The organism is Shewanella sp. UCD-KL21, assembly GCF_001957135.1.
GTDB lineage: Bacteria > Pseudomonadota > Gammaproteobacteria > Enterobacterales > Shewanellaceae > Shewanella.
The window spans coordinates 82,068-101,552 of the sequence record NZ_MPHK01000002.1; the positions used below are offsets into that span (position 1 = coordinate 82,068).

The following is a 19,485-nucleotide window of genomic DNA, read 5'->3' on the forward strand; positions in this document are numbered from 1 at the left end:
TGACCCATTGGCCAGCCTTTGACTGTTTATCTTTGGCTAATTGGCGTTACTGTGCGAGGCTCTGAACCGATGTAATCAGCACTTGGTCTGATAATACGATTGTTTGAACGCTGCTCCATGACGTGAGCTGCCCAGCCAGTAAGGCGTGAACACACAAAGATAGGCGTGAATAGTTTGGTTGGAATACCCATAAAATGATAAGCCGATGCATGGAAGAAATCAGCATTACAGAATAGTTTTTTGCTATCCCACATGAACTCTTCACAGGCAACTGAGATGTCGTACAAGCTAGTATCGCCATTTTCCTGAGCCAGTTTTTCTGACCAGGCTTTGATAATCACATTACGTGGATCTGAAGTACGGTAAATCGCATGACCAAAGCCCATGATTTTTTCTTTACGCTCTAACATGCCTGCCATTTGCGCTTTAGCATCGCTTGGCGAAGTAAACTTTTGAATCATGTCCATTGCTGCTTCATTAGCACCACCGTGAAGTGGGCCACGCAATGTGCCGATAGCACCCGTAATACACGAGAACATGTCAGATAAGGTTGATGCACATACGCGCGCAGTAAAGGTAGAAGCGTTAAACTCATGCTCAGCATAAAGGATTAACGATACATCCATCACCTTACGATGTTGCTCTGATGGCGTTTTACCATTTAAAAGTTTTAAGAAGTGACCACCGATTGATGCTTCATCAGTGACACAGTCAATTTCAACGCCTTCATGGCTGAAACGATACCAGTAACACATGATGGCAGGAAAAGCGGCGAGTAAGCGGTTTGCTGCTTTATGTTGCTCAGCAAAATCAGCTTCTGGCTCAAGATTACCTAAAAATGAGCAACCGGTACGCATCACATCCATTGGATGAGCATCGGCAGGAATACGTTGTAATACTTCTTTTAATGCTTGTGGTAAATCACGCTGTGTCGTCAATACTGATTTATAAGTATCTAGCTGATCTTGATTTGGCAATTCGCCATTAAATAATAGATAGGCGACTTCCTCGAAAGTAGCATTTTCAGATAAATCAGCAACATCGTAACCGCAATACGTTAATCCTGAGCCAGATTGACCCACTGTACATAATGCTGTGTCACCTGCACTTTGGCCGCGAAGGCCTGCACCACTTAGTTTCTTGTCTACCATAATGATTTCCTATCCTTATATTTTTATCTCTATTTCTGAGTTACTTTCTGGTTATCTTTTAAGCTAACGGTTTGCCTAGCTGCAATCTTTGTTTAAGAACAAGATTTGTGCATTTATCATACAATCGCAATTGATTTCTATTGCAACAACGACACTGCTTATCGACATAGCTTATCGACACAGCTAAACAAGAGAACAAACCGCTTTTATGTCTTGCCAGTAATTACTTGTTTTTACCTTCAGCAAATAAGCTATCAAGCTTTTGCTCATAATCGTGGTAACCGAGGTAATCGTATAAATCCATACGGGTTTGCATGGTGTCGACAACCGCTTTTTGGTCGCCATCTTTTAAGATTGCGCTGTAAACATTTTCGGCGGCTTTATTCATCGCACGAAATGCACTTAACGGGTAAAGCACCATGGCTGCGCCCCACTGACCGAGTTGCTCTTTGTTCCATAATTCTGTTTGACCAAACTCTGTGATATTGGCCAAAATCGGCACATCAAGTGCATCGGCAAAGGCGCGATAATGTTCTTCAGTTTTTACCGCTTCGGCAAAAATACCGTCTGCACCGGCGGCAACGTAGGCTTTAGCACGGGCAATTGCCGCCTCTAAACCTTCTTGAGCAAATGAGTCGGTTCTTGCCATGATGAAAAAATCAGGATCAATACGGGCATCGACAGCCGCTTTAATGCGATCAACCATTTCTTCAGTAGACACTATCTCTTTGTTGGGGCGATGACCACAACGCTTCTGCGCTACTTGATCTTCCATGTGCACTGCAGCAGCGCCGGCTTTTTCCATATCTCGAACGGTTTTAGCGATGTTAAATGCACCGCCCCAACCAGTATCGATATCCACTAATAATGGTAAGTCACATGCAGAGGTAATACGCTGAACGTCAACAATGACATCATTGAGTGACGTCATACCTAAATCAGGTAAACCATAAGATGCGTTCGCCACACCGCCACCTGATAAATAAATCGCTTGATGACCAATTTGTTTTGCCATCATGGCTGAATACGCATTAATGGTGCCAACGATTTGTAATGGCTTGTTGTCGACTAATGCCTGACGGAATTTTTTGCCTGCGCTCATGATATCCCTCTCTCTATTTGTTATTGCTATTTACTGCGATGCGGCAGTTGCTTTCGTTTAACTGCCGAAGCTTAATTAGCGGTTTAATTTAGTTTCGATATTATTTTTGGAGTACATAATGTGACGACGCATTAGCATCTCAGCTAACTCTTCATCACGATTTGAAATGGCTTTAACTATATGGGTATGTTCTTCAAATGCGGTTGTCACCCGAGGTCCTGCCATGCCCAACTGCACGCGATACATGCGAATTAAGTGATACATACCGTCTATCAGCACAGAAATGAGGTGCTTATTTTTACTGCCTAATATGATGCGATAATGAAAATCCACATCACCTGCTTCTTGATAATAAGATTCACCGGATTTCACTTCAGCGGAGTGTTGGCTCAGAAGCGTTAATAAATCTGCAATCTCTTCATCAGTCATGTTTTTAGCGGCAAGCCTTGCTGCCATGCCTTCAAGGGATTCGCGCACTTGATACAACTCTATGAGTCCTTCAGGCGTTAATGCCACCACTCGGGCACCTATGTTGGCTTTACGTTCAACCAAATGGCATGACTCTAAACGGTTTATTGCCTCGCGGATAACTGCACGACTAACGGCGTACTTTGTCGACAGTTCTGTTTCACTCAGTTTTGAGCCTGCCGTAATATCGCCTTCAACGATGTCCTTTCTTAATTCAAAAAAGGTCTTATCGGCTGCTGTAATAGGCTGTTCAGTAAAAAATGTCATTTTATAGGCTGTCTGACCAAATGGTAATTGTCGACAATTTAGGCTTTATTTAGCATTTAGTCAACAATAAAAGCCTATATTGTCGACAAAGGTATAAGCTAATTAGAAGATGTTTAGATATCAAATTTGAATTTTCAAACAAGTGACTGCTGATTATTGTTATTTTTTAACAAAAAAAGCACAATAAAACTAAATATGAGACTGAATGCTAAATAACAACAAAATCAAGGCCTAATATGTCAGATAACACAGCTCCCACAGCCGCTGAAAAGCCTGCTGTAAAAAAGGGCTTTTTAAACAGCATTAATCATTTTCGTGGTATCGCGATTATTTTTATCGTCATGGCACATTGCTACCGTCCAGCGGGATGGGAAGTTGAAACGCTGGCAGATAAAGCATGGTTTAATTTAATGATGAACGGCACGGTTTTTTTTGTGTTTATCTCAGGCTTTTTATTCCACCATGTTTTTTATCATCGCTGGGATTATCAGAAATACATGAAAAACAAAACCAAGTTTGTTTTTCTTCCTTACTTGATTCTTTCTTTACCTTGGATTGTTTGGCATTTAACAACGGGCACAGATCCAGCATTACATATTTTATATGCTGAGATTCAAAACCCCGTTAAAGCTGCCAGTTGGTATGTCATTACTGGACGCACGTTAACCGCTTATTGGTATATTCCCATGGGCATGATGCTATTTGCCCTTTCACCTTGGGTGATGCACTTAATCAAACGAGGCCACTTACTAACAGTGTCCTTACCACTTTTTATCATCGCGATGGTGATCCACCGTCCTGAATCCAATCTCAATGCCATTCAGTCATTATTTTATTTTCTACCTGTGTATTTATTCGGTGTTTGGGGATCTGCCCATCGCGACAAGCTGTTTCCATTTATTGATAAACACTGGATTGCGATGCTAGTTGCGGCTGTTGCTTTGGCCATTGGTCAAGCTTATTGGTTCGGTGCAGGCGTGCTTAATAAAGCGGCTTTTGAACTCACAGTGCCAGATTTAATGTTGCCGCAAAAAATGTTACTAGCCTTGGTAATTTTGGCCATTCTGAATAAGTTTGAACATATTAGTATCAAGCCTTTACAAAAATTAGCTGAAGTGAGTTTTGCGGTATATTTTATTCACCCTTGGATAACCACCCCTTGGTGGATGATATACGAAAGTCCTGATATTTTTGGCTTTGCTGGACAAGGTAATATTTTCACGACACTGGTTGTGACCATGGGCGTTATTGTTATTTCGTATTTCATTGCCATTGTAATAAAGAAATTATTAAGCAAACGTAGCCGTTACCTTATAGGTTGGTAATAACCGCTGTTTACATTTCAGCTGTAATGCTTATTTGATATATGATTGTTACAACTGGCAGATGGTGTAGTGTTAAATCATCTAGCCAGTTAATTGCCCACTAAAGCAGCAATCAAGCTGAGTAAATCGTTATTTGCTGATTTGTGCACCATTTACTCAATCTCCCTCTTGCTTAGAGGCTCACCAGTTCATTATGATGAGTTAATTAGTCAACATAACCACTCAATCTTTTAGCTATTTAGCGGAGCAACAATGACAACTATCAATTTACTTTTAATCTGTGGCGGCGGCAGTGCAGAACATGATGTGTCTTTGTTATCAGCTAATTTTTTTGAAGCATCACTCACTGACAATAAAGAGATAAATCTTCTTCGAGTGGAGTTAGACAAAAATGGTCATTACCACGACCAACAAGGCAACCTTTGTGAGTTAACTAATAAACGTGAAATTCGCTATGAAAATCAAGCTAAAGCGCCTTGGCCTGTAGACTACGCGATTCCTTGTATTCATGGTTTCCCTGGTGAAACTGGTGATATTCAGTCCTACTTTAACCTAATCCAATTACCTTACTTTGGCTGCGAGTCAGAAGCTTCAAGAAACTGTTTTAATAAAATTACCGCCAAAATGTGGTTTAGCGCCTTAGGGATACCTAATACGCCTTATATATTTCTTAACGAGCTAAACGACAGCGCCATACAGCAAACGGCAGCGGCTTTATCTGAATGGGGCTCGGTATTTGTTAAAGCCGCCTCTCAGGGTTCATCAGTGGGCTGTTACAAAGTTGATGATGCAGCGCAAATAAAACAAGTATTAACTGATGCCTTTAGTTTTGCGCCTTCTGTGGTGGTTGAAAAGACCATTGTCGCCCGCGAATTGGAAGTGGCCGTTTATGAATATCAAGGTGAAGTCATAGCAACATTGCCAGGTGAAATTATTTGCGCCAGTAACACTTTTTATACTTTTGAAGAAAAATATAATGCTTCAAGTAAGGCGACCACCAATGTTGTTGCTAAGAATTTATCTGAGGATGTGATTGAAGCGATTCGCGGGTATGCGATAAAAGCATTTAAAGGGATGAAGTTACGTCACTTATCAAGAATTGATTTCTTTTTAACCGAAGAGAATGAAATTTTATTAAACGAGATTAATACCTTCCCTGGCTCTACACCAATTTCCATGTTTCCAAAAATGCTACAAAACCACGGCGAAAACTTTACTGATTACTTGGTTGAAAACATCAAAAGCCAATTATAAATCTAAACACATATACCAACTGGATACACGATTCACGACAAAATAGCTATCGCGTCATATTGATTGAAACAATATTGGAATATGTTTGCTGATGGCCAGCATCTTCCAATTGTTTGCGCCAAGGATTATCTTGAACCCTGACCATATAAAAACGCTCACGGTAGGTATCAGTGACGAATGCAATCCCATGTTGCATTAATTCATAATGAATCTCATGCACAAATACTACCGAAAAGTTCTGTCTGCCTGTTAGTTGATTAATATCCTCACGAGTTAAGCTTACTCCATTCTCTAATTGTTCAAATTGAATCATTAGCCAATTCGCAAAATCTTTTGAACTCACCATTTGACTGCCCTCGTATTGAAATCAAAAAACTACGACTAAATCTAACTAATAGTTTAGAGCACTTTTCAAGTTTCAGCACAATAATTTAACAACTTCTTCAAGCAGAATTATTATCGTCAAGTGAGTATATTGTAGCTAGATATCAGAACCACCTAGATTAAGAGGCTGAAATATAACACTTTAATTCAGCATGACCACTATCACAAAAAACTTCAAAAAGGTGTCAACTTCTTAATTTGTGTCAAATAAATGACTTATTTGTTGATTTTTACAATTAATTGCAACAATATTGCGCCATTAATCTAATGGATTAGTGTTATGTACATAGTATTAGTTCTATGTTGATGTTAATCATAACTTTATCGGAAAGGAAAAATGTCAAAATTTGTTTTATACATTGCCAGTTTTATGCTCATATCTGGCTGTAGTCAATCTCCTCATTTCAATGATTCAAACCTAAATTCAAACTCCCTTGTTGGCATTTATACTAATGATGATGGTTTTGGAAACCGTATTGATATTGTTTTAAATGAAGATGGGCGTTACGAGTCTAAACTAAATGGAGCCATTGGAATGGAGGGTTTTTCTTATGGTGAATGGGAGCACACCGCGAAGCCAAATAGCATTTTATTTTCGCCAATTAAAGAACAAGGTTTTTTAAAAGGAAAGCTTAAGACGTTACTAGTTATTAGTGATAGTAACAATATTTCCTTAATTCCAGCTAAAAAGCTTAAAAGGCACTCTAAGCTAATGGCTGATTACGGACAGTCAAACTATACCTATCAGAAAAATAATATTTAATTGTGCTCTAATCGCTTCTGTACAAGGATGTACAGTAGGCATTATTTAATGAGTTATTTCATTCGTTCAAATACATACCCTCTGTTATTTCTCTTAGCTATTGATCCCAGCAACTATTAAGTAAAAGCGACAAAGATTTTAATCATACATAGATTTTATATCGTAATATACTAAGTAAATAGGCCAGCTTTCGCTGGCCTATTGATATTTATAACCGGCTAAAAATTAAAATCCTTCAACCCCCGCCATATCCGGTAATTGATGCGCAATCCCTTTATGACAGTCGATACAGGTTTTATCACCGCTCGCTAATGAAGTAGAGTGCATTTGCGAAGCCCTCTTAGATTGACGAGTAAAGTCCATGTAATCGAAATTATGGCAGTTACGGCATTCTAATGAGTCATTAGCTTTAAGGCGTGCCCACTCATGTTCTGCCAATTCACGGCGTTTAGCTTCAAATTTTTCACGCGTGTTGATGGTGCCAAAAACTTTGCCCCAAACCTCTTTCGAAGCCTGCATTTTACGAGCAATTTTATTGGTCCACTCATGAGGAACATGACAATCTGAACACGTTGCTCTAACACCACTTCGGTTGGTAAAGTGAATGGTGGTTTGTAACTCTTGATAAACGTTACTTTCCATTTCATGGCAACTGGTACAAAACTCCTCGGTGCTTGCTAATTCAAGAGCTGTGTTAAATCCGCCCCAAAATATCACCCCAGCGACGAAGCCACCTAATGTTAAAAAACCCAAGCTATAATGAACACTTGGCCGATTTAACACTTGCCAAACTAACTTCAACATTGCCAGTAATTTTGCAATCATATTTGCTCCTAGTGCTCAGTGGTCGAATTAGTTTTCATTAATTGCTTAACATCAACAAAATCATTTTCGACCAATAACTTGGCATCCAATTGAGGGACATGGCATTGAGTGCAGTAATAACGACGTGGCGATAATGACGCCAAAAAGTTATTTTCGCGATCCATATAATGGGTCACACTTACCATGGGGGCTTGGGAATTTCCGGTATTACTACGTGAATGGCACTGCATGCACTTATTTACTTTTAAATCAATTTGATAACCATCAATTTTATGAGGAATAATCGGTGGTTGCATTGGGTAATTACGCACTTGCTTAACGTCTTTATTATTCACTTGCTGCATGGCAGGAGGTGTGGGTTCAACGTTTAACGGCGCAAGGCGCAGGGTCGCTACTTTTTCATCTGGTACTGATGCTGACATCGCCGTAAAAGAGAAGCTAAGTAACGCTATGATTGACACTATTTGATATGCTTTCATGGGGCTTCTCCTTAGGCTTTAACGATTTTAACCGCGCACTTTTTAAAGTCAGTTTGAAGTGACAAAGGATCTGTCGCATCTAAGGTGACTTTATTAATTAGCTGGCTCGCATCAAACCAAGGAACAAAGACCAAACCAACAGGCGGCTTGTTACGACCTCGGGTTTCGACACGGGTTTTAATTTCACCACGGCGAGAAATCACTTTAACTTCATCTCCGCGGCGTAAACCGCGCTTCTTAGCATCTTCTGGGTGCATAAAACAAACCGCATCAGGGAAGGCTTTATAAAGCTCAGGCACACGTTGTGTCATCGAGCCTGAATGCCAATGCTCTAACACCCGCCCCGTTGATAACCAAATATCATATTCTTCATCAGGCACCTCAGGAGCAGGCTCATATGGCAATGCAAAAATAACCGCTTTACCATCAGGCTTACCGTAAAATTCAAAACCTGTACCAGCTTTAACATAGGGGTCAGAGCCTTCTCGGAAACGCCATTTGGTTTCTTTACCGTTAACCACAGGCCAGCGAAGACCATGCTCTTCATGATAGCGATCAAAATCAGCCAAATCATGACCATGACCTCGACCAAAGCTGGCATATTCTTCAAATAAGCCTTTTTGAACATAAAAACCAAAATGTTTAGCTTCATCATTCAAGAACTTAGGATCTGCATCACTTAATGGGAACTTCTCAACATTACCGTTTTGGTAAAGCACTTCGAATAATGTTTTACCCTTAAACTTAGGGTTGGCATCTAGCACCGCTTGCGGCCACACTTCATCAGTGGTGAAACGTTTTGAGAATTCCATCAATTGCCATAAATCTGACCTAGACTCGCCCGGTGCTTTCACCATTTGATGCCAAAATTGAGTACGGCGCTCAGCGTTACCATAAGCCCCTTCTTTCTCAACCCACATTGCGGTAGGCAAAATCAAATCAGCTGCTTGTGTTGTTACCGTTGGGTAAGCATCAGAAACAACAATGAAGTTTTCTGGATTACGGTAACCCGGTAATCCTTCTTCGTTCATGTTAGCCGCTGCTTGCATGTTGTTATTCACTTGCACCCAATAACAATTTAAATCACCATCTTTAAGGCGGCGGTTTTGCTCAACAGCATGATAGCCTGGCTTAGGTGGAATAATGCCGCTTGGGATGTGCCAAGTGTCTTCTGCATGTTTACGATGCTCAGGATTAGTAACCACCATATCTGCAGGTAAACGATGGGAGAAGGTTCCCACTTCACGGGCAGTACCACATGCTGAGGGTTGACCTGTTAATGAGAATGGGCTGTTACCTGGGCTTGAGATTTTACCCACAAGTAAATGGATATTGTAAATCAAGTTATTACACCAAACACCACGGGTATGTTGGTTGAACCCCATGGTCCAGAAAGAGGTTACTTTCTTATTAGGGTCAGCATATAACTCTGCCAATTCAATCAACTTGTGCTCAGGTACACCAGAAAGTTCACTGACAGATTTAACATCATAATCAGCAACAAAAGCTTTAAACTGCTCAAAATCAATTGGAGTTGAATCACCCGCAGTATCGACATTCTTAGCTTTTTTCTGTAACGGATGGCTTGGACGCAAACCATAACCAATATCCGTTTCACCTTTACGGAAATTCACATGCTTGGCGACAAAATCTTTGTTTACTTTATCGTTTTGGATAATGTAATTGGCGATAAAGTTAAGCATGGCCAAATCGGTTTGCGGCGTAAATACTATGCCTAAATCCGCTAAATCAAATGAACGATGTTGGAACGTCGATAGCACTGCAACTTTCACATGGGGCGCACTTAAACGGCGGTCAGTAACGCGAGTCCAAAGAATTGGATGCATTTCTGCCATGTTTGAGCCCCATAATACGAAAGCATCTGCCGCTTCCATATCATCGTAACAGCCCATGGGTTCATCAATACCAAAGGTACGCATGAAGCCACCAACAGCAGAAGCCATACAATGACGCGCATTGGGGTCAATATTGTTTGAACCAAAACCAGCCTTCATAAGCTTAACGGCGGCGTAGCCTTCCCAAACCGTCCATTGGCCTGAACCAAACATCCCCACCGCAGTCGGGCCTTTAGCTTTAATTGTTTTCTTCCACTTTTGTGCCATAGTGTCAAACGCGGTATCCCAGCTCACTGGAGTGAACTCACCGTTCTTGTCGTACTTACCGTCTGTCATTCTTAACATCGGCGTTTGTAGGCGATCACGGCCATACATAATCTTTGATAGGAAGTAACCTTTAATACAGTTAAGGCCTTTATTTACTTCACTTTTAGCATCGCCATGGGTAGCAACCACTTTACCATCACGGGTCGCAACAATGACTGAACAACCAGTACCACAAAAACGGCATGGCGCTTTGTTCCACTCTAATTTGGTCTGCTCTGAGCTGGTAATTAAATTACTGGCTGAAGCTGGTAACGCCATGCCAGCCACGCTGGCCGCAGCCATTGCAGCATTCGCTTTCATAAACTCACGTCTGTTCATACTCATTGTTCATCCTCTTCGAGCTCTTCGCTTTGGTGATAAACCATGGTCGCAGTTAGCACGCCAGGTATTGCGTTAATTGTCGAGATGTCGTCCATCAAAGAACGCTGAGTCGGTCCCTCAATAACGACAACTAATTTCATTTCGTTGTTTACCGATAATTCTGCATTGTCCATTGCCATAATCTGTTGGCGTACTTCAGCCATTTTTTCTGGTCTTACTTGCACAATCAGGCTTGTCACGTGTATTTCTTGTTTGCTCATCGACTTTATTTCTCTAATTTTTATAAATTGAATGACTATCCAACACCTGGAGGACCTGTAAGAATTTGACTAAACCAAATACTAAAACCAAGCACGCTAACGAGTATTGCTGACAAAATTGGCGCAAGAAAAACCGTCAAAAATATAAATATTTTTAATTCTAAGCTTTTCTCACTTTTGGGATCTATATTCATGGAGCCTCCGGCAGAGGTTTCTAAGGAAAGGGATGTAGCATAATTGTTACTGATTGATATTCGTGTGAATTCTATCTTTTATCAATGACTAAACTATATACTCACAAATTGGTAAAACGAATAAATGTTGATCTAGATCATAAAAAACCAACAATTATTACAACTAGAAATGGCATATGAAAAATAAAGCGCTTCAATAGTCAATCCAGCCAAAAATAAAAATCTCATTCATGTTAATTGATTCGATTTAAATCAGAAACACAGGAGAGAAATACTCATACATAAGTATATATAGTCTCTAACGCAAAAGTTATCAACTTGTTAATCGCCAATCAAACACTTACAGAACATTCTAGTGATTTCAAACAGGCTTAGCCGATAACCATGCGAGTTACCTCGGTCACTTCTCCACCTTTAAATTATCCTCAAATAAAAAAGCACAACTGAATTGTTATTCAATTGTGCTTTTTAAAGAAATATAGATGTGTCACTACACGGTTAAATACTTATAACTTATAGCGTAAGACCTTCAAGGATTTTTGCTCATCAATATCAGTAAACTCGGGGGGATTATCAATACGCTCAACAAAGGTTAAGCTTTCTGCAGTTTCTTCAACTTGTTTCATTAAAAAATCACAGCCAAGCTCAGGCGCATTTAAACACAACAACACTTCACCGTTATCAGCCAGTAACTCTGGTAAACGTCTCAGCAGCCTTACATAATCTTTGGTGGCAACAAAACTACCTTTTTGATTACTTGGTGGATCGGCAACAATTAAATCATAAGGCCCAAGTTTGGTTAGTTTGCCCCATGATCTAAAGATGTCATGACCGAGAAAGCGTGCACCTGAAGCAAAATCATTGAGCAAATGGTTTTGTTTGCCTATGGCTAATGCGCCCTTGCTCATATCCATATTAACCACTTCAGTAGCTTCGCCCTGCAAAGCGACAACAGAAAAGGCGCAGGTATAAGCAAATAGGTTAAGCACTTTTTTATCCTTTGCGTGTGCTTTAACCCACTTTCGACCATTGGCCATATCAAGGAAAATACCGTGATTTTGCCCGCGTAACAGGTGGACTAAAAAATGGGCGCCATTTTCTGTCACGGTGTGCTTTTCAGGTACTTCACCGGCAACAACATCGGTAATAGTTTGCCCTGCATTACGGTACTGAAATACTAAATTAAACGGTTTATCGCCATGACACTGCTGCCAAACTGCTTCTATATCAGCCACCATAGACTGTCTTTCTGATTCTGGCAGTTCTTTAAAGCTAGTCAGCAGTAACACAGGGTTAAACCAGTCTAAGCAAATATGCTCATAACCGCTAAATCGTCCCCCACGGCCATGAAATAAGCGACAAAGTTCATCACCTAATTGTGCTTGGGCTAATGCGTTAGCCGCAGGAAAATTTGAATCAATTGAGTTCATTAATAACGCTCATTTATGTAAATTAAACATGCCCATTTTCGGACTTTTCAGATTGAGTTTCATCCATTGTTTGTTCAGTTGCTTCTGCTTGGGCAACTAATGCGCTATTTGGGTCATCTTCATCATGGATTTCATCAGATAACAAGATAGCCAACCACTTACCACTGTCGCTGGACTCTAATGCAATTTTGACAATCATAGTCAATGGAACCGATAACAGCATCCCTACCGAGCCAAGTAACCAGCCCCAGAAAATTAATGATAAGAACACCACTAAGGTTGATAAGCCTAAACCGCGGCCCATAAACTTAGGCTCAACCACATTACCCATGACAGTATTTGTGCCTAAATATAGCAAAGCCGTGACACCAGCAGCCCCTGGTCCCATTTGAATAAATGCCAACAGTACCGCAGGAATAGCCGCGATAATAGAACCAATGTTAGGAATATAGTTAAACAAGAAGGCTAATACTGCCCACAATAAGGCGTAGTCAACACCAATGATGCTTAAACCCACACCGACAATAATACCGGTGCCGATACTTACTAGGGTTTTAATCACCATATATTGATTCACTGAATGCAAAAATTTATCAATTTGCTTTAAACGCATGTCTGGATCGTCTAAGGCAAAATGAAACTTTTTCGGTAATGATTGCGCTTCAAACAACATAAAGATAATGGTCAAGATGATTAAAAACAGATTTGCCATCACATTACCAAGGCCTGACAACATATTAGTGGTCATGCTTAAGGCCATACCGGGGTCAAAGTATTCTAAGGCTTTCTCTTTAGAGATATTAATATTTAACGCGGTTAGCTTTTCTAATATCCATGAAAACTGCTCAATTAATTGTTGGCGGTAAACCGGTATTTGTTTAGAAAACTCATTAATAGAGCTGCCCACTAAACTCGCCAGCCACAAGCCCATTAGCACTATCAGTAGCATCAACAGAATAATTGATAGCCATTTAGGCACCCTAAAGCGGCTCATAAATACAATGGCGGGGTTACAAACAACCGCTAAAAATGCAGATAATACAAACGGCACCACAATTGGACTTGCTGTTTTGATACCGGCAAGGATCACCACTAAGCAAGCCATGATGGCAAAACCACGTAACGCAATTGAGGAAGAGTTACCTCCATTCATAATGAAAACCTTTTTATACTTAAACGTGAAATAAACTAAGATTTGTAATCATGGAACTATATGCTTAGTTAATTGAAAAAACAAAATAACTCACTACAAAGTTATTGATTATACCTGTTATCTTTTGTGTTTAAATACTTTAAACGGCCCTATGGTGTCTTAAAGCGTCAATTATTCACTTGGATGCTATAGAAGTCAGTTAACATTGATCTAAACACGTAATAATCACGTAGTATTACCCATGTTGGCAAAATAAGTGGTGAGGCAATATGAAAATTTTAATGACTGGTGCAACAGGTTTTGTTGGCCAACAATTGGTGCATTTACTACAAGAGCACCAGCTTACTATTGTCAGCCGTAATATTGAGCATGCTGAAGCCGTGCTGAGTAATAAACATCAGTACTTATCAGGGCTTGATACCTTAGATAATCTTAACGAGTTTGACAGCGTGATAAATCTAGCTGGCGAGCCCATTGTCGGCAAACGCTGGAGCCAACAACAAAAGCAGCGTATTTGCGATAGTCGCTGGAATATAACCGCCAGACTGACCCAACTTATTCAACAAAGCACAACCCCACCAGCCAGTTTTATTAGCGCCTCAGCCATCGGCTTTTATGGTCGTCAAGGCCAAGAGCCTGTTGACGAACATAGCCGAGCCCATGATGAATTTAGTCATCAGGTCTGTAGTGAATGGGAACACTTAGCCTTAAAAGCCCAGTCAGAAAATACCCGTGTCTGTGTGCTCAGAATTGGCATTGTATTAGGTAAAAATGGCGGTGCATTAGCGAAAATGTTACCACCGTTTAAATTAGGTTTGGGCGGCCCGATTGGTAAAGGCACCCATGGGGTTAGCTGGATACACATTGATGACCTAACTCATTTGATTGAACACTTAATTAACTCAAACGATGCTAAGGGTATTTTCAATGCTACGGCGCCGAACCCCGTGAATCACAAGCAATTTGCGCAATCATTAGGCTTTACCTTAAAGCGCCCAGCTAAAATCCCGACACCTGTACTAGCATTGCGGTTAGCTATGGGCGAAATGGCAGACTTAATTGTTGAAGGGCAATTTGTATTGCCAAAACGTACATTAGCGTCTGGATTCAATTTCAAATATACCCATATTGACCCAGCATTAGATTCAATTTTTAATGCCTAATTACATGTATATCTGTACGGTGCAGTTAATTTAGGTGCTGCTCATTTAACTTCTAATTATTACAGTCAAGCAGCTTACTATTTACTGTTAACCAGCTCAGTGGTTTTATCCATAAACCACTGATAACGCTTCGGTAACGGTCGATGCTTTTTATAAATCATGTACAAGGGCTCTTTTACTTGCTTATCAAGCTTAGCAATTGATATTGCAGCTAAGTCACTAAAGCTTTTCACTGCAAACTCAGGTAACACAGTAAACCCTAGGCCTTTTGAAACTGGCAGCAAGATTTGGTTAAGTTGATTAACATAACTGACAATACCGACCTCAATTGCTTGTTTATCTTCATAGTTATTAGCCACCACTTGCTGCCAATTATGCATCGCATCAGGGTGAGCAACCATGCCCAAGTTCATTAACTCATCATAATTTATCACTGATTTAGATTCACTTTTAGGCACCACAAGACAAAGGTGCTCATAACCAATGGCTAACACTTCAAGCTCGGGATCGGATACAAACTGAGTCACAATACCAATATCAATATCATTATTGGTTAGCAGCTCTATTATCCTTCTATTGGGTCCCGCTTCGATTGAAACACTCAGCTGCTGATGTTGGATTTGATAATCAATAAAGTGTGGATATAACAAGGATGCCAATGAACCTGAGCAAGCAAAGCGGCACTCACCCACATGTTCTGAATCAAGCTGTAAATCAGTTAATAATTGCTGCTGCTCTTTAACTAAGGATTGACCATATTCTTGAAGCTGCATGCCTGCGGAAGTTAACTCAAAGCGCTTACCAAAGCGTTCGATTAACTTTACGTTCAACTGCTTTTCTAATTTCTGCACATGCTGACTCACACCCGGTTGAGTCATAAATAACTGCTCAGCAGTTTGGGTAAAGTGGCCTACTTCAGCCAATTTTAAGAAGGTCGTTAACCATTTTTGATTAATCATCAAAGTCACCTTTGTTATTCAAGCAGCAAGTGCAGATGGCGCGCTCTGCTAATCTTTAGTTTTGATAGCATAGCAAACTTTAAATAACAGCAGGTTATAAAACTAACTCACTTTGATAATTATATGATTTGATTATTAGCAGTAAAAAGCTTGTGGAACTAAATTAACAACTATTGATTATCATAGGAGTATTGCCTTTTAATTTCGACAACCTCAACTGTGTAAGCGCAGTACCACTTATCTTGACCTAACTTTTGCGCCACGGCATGTTTTGAATCTTGATGCCAAGCTTGAATATCGGCTTCTGAATGCCAATATGAAATCGCGATTTCCTTGTCCCCTTCTGATACCGCAATAAAATCGATGCAATTATAATGCTTAAACGCTAAGTCTCTCATCACGGCAACAGTATCTGCATAATGCTTACCTTGTTGTCCAACCCTTGCTTTAAATATCACCGCAAACATGCTTCAAACTCCTTTTGATTAGTAATAAGACATATAAATAGGGAGTCACGCTCCCTATTTATATTATCTTCTGCACATATGGTTAAGGCAGCTAAACTAGCCTGCTTTTAGTAACTCACCGCAGGAGCGATTAAGTAACTGTCTGCAGCGCCACATACCTAAGAATGATACTACCGCAGCGCCCGCTGTTGGGGCGATAGCCCACCACGGCCAGTGCATGTACACCACAAGTTCAAACACTTGGGTTTTAAGCATGTACAGCGCAAATTCAGCAACTATCACCGCTAAAAGGCCTGCTATAGCACCTAAGATGGCAAATTCAAGCCCTGTTGCCGAGCGAAGTAACCAGCCTGATGCGCCAAAGGTGCGCAGCACTGCAAGCTCACGCTGGCGAGTTGCCATACCAGCTTCTGTTTGGGCTATCAGCACTAAGGCACTTGCCAGTAACACCAATGCCAAGACTAAGGTAAGCGACAATGACACTTGGTCAATAATTTGTCTAAGTTGCTGCACCATAGCGCCAACATCGATAACCGAAATTGTCGGGAACTGCTGAATTAACTGCAATACCACCGCATTTGCAGTGAGCGAACTGCCTGCTTGTTTCAAGTCTTCATCATTTAAATGAAAGCTCGCCATAGAAGTATACGAAAAGCCTTCCAAGGCTTTAGGCCTAAAGATCATAAAGAAATTAGGCTGCAAGGTTTCCCACTGCACTTGCCTAAAGCTGGTCACTTTCACGGTGACTGCCCGATTATCCATAGTAAAGGTCATGGTATCGTTTAAGGCTAGGCCTAAGCGCTCTGCAACACCTGACTCCACTGACACTTCATCATCGGCTTGATTAAATGTGCCTTCAGTGATGTCGTTGTTAGGCGGCAGGGTGTCACGGTAAGTCAGATTTAACTCTCTTGAAATACCAACTCGCCCTTCTATGCCAGACTTTTGTTCATCTCGCGAGATCAATTCTTCATCATTAATATGAGTTAAACGTCCACGGATCACTGGGTAAATATCGGTAGCGATAATTTTGTTAGTGTCTAAGAAGTTATTTAATGGCTTAGCATCTTCTGGGGCGATATTGACCAGAAAATAGTTTGGCGCATTTTCAGGTAATTGTTTTTGCCATTCATTGAGCAAATCTTGCCTTAACGCCAAAATGGTCAGTAAAAGCACTAACGCGCTGCTAAACCCAACCAGTTGCACTGCATTTTGTCTTGCTCTGCGGCGCAGGCCCGCTAATGCTAGCTGCAACGGATTAGTGGTTTTCATGCCAACGCTATGACCAAGTCGAATCATCACAAAACCCAGCACGCTAAGTAGTACGCCAAGTAATAGCACCGCAAGTACTACTGTCATGGTCAGTTCAATGCTGCGTGAATATAAGTAGCCCAGTAACGCCATCGCAGCTAAACTCAGCAACAAATGCAGCCACATGCCTAGCTGTAAGCCTTCTAATTGACGCTGTAACACCCGTAATGGTGGAATGGCTAACAAACGCATCAATGGATAGGCAGAAAACATAAATGCACTGATGAGGCCGGTACTGACGCCCAGAAGAATTGGTCGGCTATAAGGCGGAGAATAAGCCGCTATTTCAGCAGGTAAAAACTGGGTAATACCAATATCCAGTAGCACACCACCAATTAAACCTAACACAATACCTAATACCGTCACCAACAAGAGGTGCAACCCAAACAAGCTGCGAATTTGCTTAGCTGACGCGCCAAAGGTTTTTAGCATCGCCACCACATCATAATGACGCTGACAATAACGCTGCGCTGCAATACCAATGGCTGCGCACGCAAGGGCGATACCTAATAAGCTTGCTAGCAATAAAAAGCGTTCGGCGCGTTTTACTGCAGAGGCAATGGGTGAATCACCACTTTGTACATCAACCCAGCGCTGGCTGTTATTTAATAGCGGTTTAACTTGGTTTTCAAACTTGGTTAATTGCGCCGCATCGCCAGCAAACTGATAAATATAACTGACTCGACTACCGGGCTGAATAATACCTGTTGAATCAACATCATCAAGACGCATTAATAACACAGGTGATGACGCAAAAGGATTAAAGCCTGCATCGGGTAAACGACTAATCTCAGCGCTTAAATTAAGCTCTACATTACCCAGTTCAAGGGATTTGGGGTAATCGAGTAATCCCCCTAAGCGATTTTCATACCACGCCTCACCTTTAGCGGGCAGTGCTTGGGTAGCGCCTGATGATAGCTCTATTTCGCCCCGCAGTGGATAACCATCAGCTACTGCTTTTATGGTCACCAGTTGAAATTTATCACCCGAGTAAACCATGGAGTTAAACTTCATATTGGTGACATGATTAATCGATAATGACTCTGCTATCGCCAATACCTTGTCATCAATTTTAACCGGTGAATCAATAATGCGATCTGCGGCGATAAAATTAGCCGCCTCACCATTAATGGCAACTTGTAATCGCTCACTCACTCGAGCAAGGCCGCTGACCGATAGCACCGCCAAGGTGATCGCCAATACAATCAGTACCAGCTGGCCTTGCATTAATTCTCTTTTAAACAGACGCCACGCTAATTGTAACTCCATTAGCTGGCCTCCTCGGTGACGTTTACAAGCGTCGAGTTAGTGTTGGCAGCCGTTATAGCAGGTTCAGACAAGTGACCATTTTCCATCACCAGTTGTCGTTTGCAGCGTTTAGCCAGTTCAAGATCGTGGGTCACTAACACCAGCGTAGTATCACTTTCTTGGTTTAGTGCAAATAACATATTAGCAATTTTATCGCCGTTTACACTGTCTAAATTACCGGTAGGTTCATCAGCAAATAACACTTTAGGCTCGCAAATAAAGGCTCTGGCAATAGCCACACGTTGTTGCTCGCCACCCGATAATTGCTTAGGAAGATGGGTCAAACGATGGGAAAGCCCCACTCTGTCCAGCATGCTTTGGGCTTTTTCTTTGGCATTACTTACACCAGCAAGTTCCGCTGGCAACATGACATTTTCAAGTGCGGTAAGGGTATCGACCAGCATAAAAGATTGGAAAATAAAACTGACTTTTTGTTTTCTCAAGGCGGCTTTTTGTTCTTCATTCAGGCCCGATAATTCTTGGCCATCAAGATAGATCTCACCCGATGTTGGCGTATCAAGCGCAGCCAGTAAACCCAGTAAGGTTGACTTGCCAGATCCAGAAGGCCCAAGAATAGCAATACTGTCTCCCTGCTTGACATCCATATTAATGCCGTTGAGGATAGTGAGCTCTCCCTCTTGGGTCACCACTGTTTTATTGAGGTTAGTTACATTAATGGCACTGGAATTATTTGCAAAATTAGTAGACATACGATCCT

Annotated in this window: 19 protein-coding genes; 4 read left to right on the top strand and 15 right to left on the bottom strand. The window is 41.1% G+C overall.

The features are described from left to right. Window positions 1-26: 26 nt before the first annotated feature. The 3 genes from prpC to BM739_RS02355 all read right to left on the bottom strand — a co-directional run bounded on the left by prpC (window position 27) and on the right by BM739_RS02355 (window position 2,988). Window positions 27-1,151 (bottom strand): 2-methylcitrate synthase, encoded by a 1,125-nt coding sequence (gene prpC, locus BM739_RS02345; protein WP_076536890.1) that lies wholly within the window; start codon window positions 1,149-1,151, stop codon window positions 27-29. A gap of 223 nt (window positions 1,152-1,374) precedes the next feature. Next, window positions 1,375-2,253, bottom strand: coding sequence for a methylisocitrate lyase (prpB, locus tag BM739_RS02350; protein WP_076536891.1), 879 nt, complete (start codon window positions 2,251-2,253; stop codon window positions 1,375-1,377). 75 nt (window positions 2,254-2,328) lie between these two features. Then, a complete protein-coding gene (locus BM739_RS02355; protein WP_076536893.1) occupies window positions 2,329-2,988 on the bottom strand; it encodes a GntR family transcriptional regulator in 660 nt (219 codons plus the stop codon). A gap of 236 nt (window positions 2,989-3,224) precedes the next feature. Here BM739_RS02355 and BM739_RS02360 point away from each other — a divergent pair, with 236 nt between their 5' ends. Both BM739_RS02360 and BM739_RS02365 read left to right on the top strand, forming a co-directional pair. Further along, complete coding sequence (locus tag BM739_RS02360) at window positions 3,225-4,313, top strand: acyltransferase (RefSeq protein WP_076536895.1); 1,089 nt, start codon at window positions 3,225-3,227, stop codon at window positions 4,311-4,313. Between the two features lie 252 nt (window positions 4,314-4,565). Further along, window positions 4,566-5,567 carry a D-alanine--D-alanine ligase gene (locus BM739_RS02365; RefSeq protein ID WP_076536897.1) on the top strand — a complete coding sequence of 334 codons (1,002 nt, stop codon included), beginning with the start codon at window positions 4,566-4,568 and terminating at the stop codon, window positions 5,565-5,567. A gap of 46 nt (window positions 5,568-5,613) precedes the next feature. On the opposite strand, the gene BM739_RS02370 is transcribed toward BM739_RS02365, so the two are convergent. Continuing rightward, window positions 5,614-5,913, bottom strand: a complete 300-nt coding sequence (locus BM739_RS02370; protein ID WP_076536899.1) for a hypothetical protein — start codon at window positions 5,911-5,913, stop codon at window positions 5,614-5,616. A 375-nt stretch (window positions 5,914-6,288) separates the two neighbouring features. Between BM739_RS02370 and BM739_RS02375 the strand changes: the two genes are divergently transcribed. Further along, window positions 6,289-6,714: a hypothetical protein gene (locus tag BM739_RS02375; protein ID WP_076536901.1), complete on the top strand. Its 426-nt coding sequence runs from the start codon at window positions 6,289-6,291 to the stop codon at window positions 6,712-6,714. Window positions 6,715-6,939: 225 nt separating this feature from the next. Here the strand turns inward: BM739_RS02375 and BM739_RS02380 are convergent, their stop codons facing one another. The 7 genes from BM739_RS02380 to BM739_RS02410 form a co-directional block, all read right to left on the bottom strand. Next, the gene (locus BM739_RS02380; RefSeq protein ID WP_076536903.1) at window positions 6,940-7,539 is read right to left on the bottom strand and encodes a cytochrome c3 family protein; all 600 of its coding nucleotides are present in this window, start codon (window positions 7,537-7,539) and stop codon (window positions 6,940-6,942) included. A gap of 8 nt (window positions 7,540-7,547) precedes the next feature. Further along, window positions 7,548-8,018 carry a nitrate reductase cytochrome c-type subunit gene (locus BM739_RS02385; protein WP_076536905.1) on the bottom strand — a complete coding sequence of 157 codons (471 nt, stop codon included), beginning with the start codon at window positions 8,016-8,018 and terminating at the stop codon, window positions 7,548-7,550. An 11-nt stretch (window positions 8,019-8,029) separates the two neighbouring features. Further along, complete coding sequence (napA, locus tag BM739_RS02390) at window positions 8,030-10,519, bottom strand: nitrate reductase catalytic subunit NapA (RefSeq protein WP_076537325.1); 2,490 nt, start codon at window positions 10,517-10,519, stop codon at window positions 8,030-8,032. A gap of 2 nt (window positions 10,520-10,521) precedes the next feature. Then, window positions 10,522-10,782 carry a chaperone NapD gene (locus tag BM739_RS02395; protein WP_076536907.1) on the bottom strand — a complete coding sequence of 87 codons (261 nt, stop codon included), beginning with the start codon at window positions 10,780-10,782 and terminating at the stop codon, window positions 10,522-10,524. Between the two features lie 35 nt (window positions 10,783-10,817). Beyond that, window positions 10,818-10,976, bottom strand: a complete 159-nt coding sequence (locus BM739_RS02400; RefSeq protein ID WP_076536909.1) for a periplasmic nitrate reductase, NapE protein — start codon at window positions 10,974-10,976, stop codon at window positions 10,818-10,820. Window positions 10,977-11,482: 506 nt separating this feature from the next. After that, on the bottom strand, window positions 11,483-12,406 hold the full coding sequence (locus BM739_RS02405; protein WP_076536911.1) for a class I SAM-dependent methyltransferase: 924 nt from the start codon (window positions 12,404-12,406) through the stop codon (window positions 11,483-11,485). 22 nt (window positions 12,407-12,428) lie between these two features. Continuing rightward, a complete protein-coding gene (locus BM739_RS02410) occupies window positions 12,429-13,559 on the bottom strand; it encodes an AI-2E family transporter (protein ID WP_076536912.1) in 1,131 nt (376 codons plus the stop codon). Between the two features lie 269 nt (window positions 13,560-13,828). Between BM739_RS02410 and BM739_RS02415 the strand changes: the two genes are divergently transcribed. Then, window positions 13,829-14,722 carry a TIGR01777 family oxidoreductase gene (locus BM739_RS02415; RefSeq protein WP_076536914.1) on the top strand — a complete coding sequence of 298 codons (894 nt, stop codon included), beginning with the start codon at window positions 13,829-13,831 and terminating at the stop codon, window positions 14,720-14,722. 77 nt (window positions 14,723-14,799) lie between these two features. Here BM739_RS02415 and BM739_RS02420 read toward each other — a convergent pair whose 3' ends face one another. From BM739_RS02420 to BM739_RS02435, 4 genes are all read right to left on the bottom strand, one after another. Beyond that, window positions 14,800-15,681, bottom strand: coding sequence for a LysR family transcriptional regulator (locus BM739_RS02420; protein WP_076536916.1), 882 nt, complete (start codon window positions 15,679-15,681; stop codon window positions 14,800-14,802). A 170-nt stretch (window positions 15,682-15,851) separates the two neighbouring features. Beyond that, entirely contained in the window at window positions 15,852-16,148 is a 297-nt protein-coding gene (locus BM739_RS02425; RefSeq protein WP_076536918.1) for an antibiotic biosynthesis monooxygenase, read from the bottom strand. Between the two features lie 96 nt (window positions 16,149-16,244). Beyond that, complete coding sequence (locus tag BM739_RS02430) at window positions 16,245-18,728, bottom strand: ABC transporter permease (RefSeq protein WP_076536920.1); 2,484 nt, start codon at window positions 18,726-18,728, stop codon at window positions 16,245-16,247. Beyond that, window positions 18,728-19,477, bottom strand: a complete 750-nt coding sequence (locus tag BM739_RS02435) for an ABC transporter ATP-binding protein (RefSeq protein ID WP_076536921.1) — start codon at window positions 19,475-19,477, stop codon at window positions 18,728-18,730. The genes BM739_RS02430 and BM739_RS02435 overlap by 1 nt, the downstream gene beginning before the upstream one ends. Window positions 19,478-19,485 lie beyond the last annotated feature (8 nt).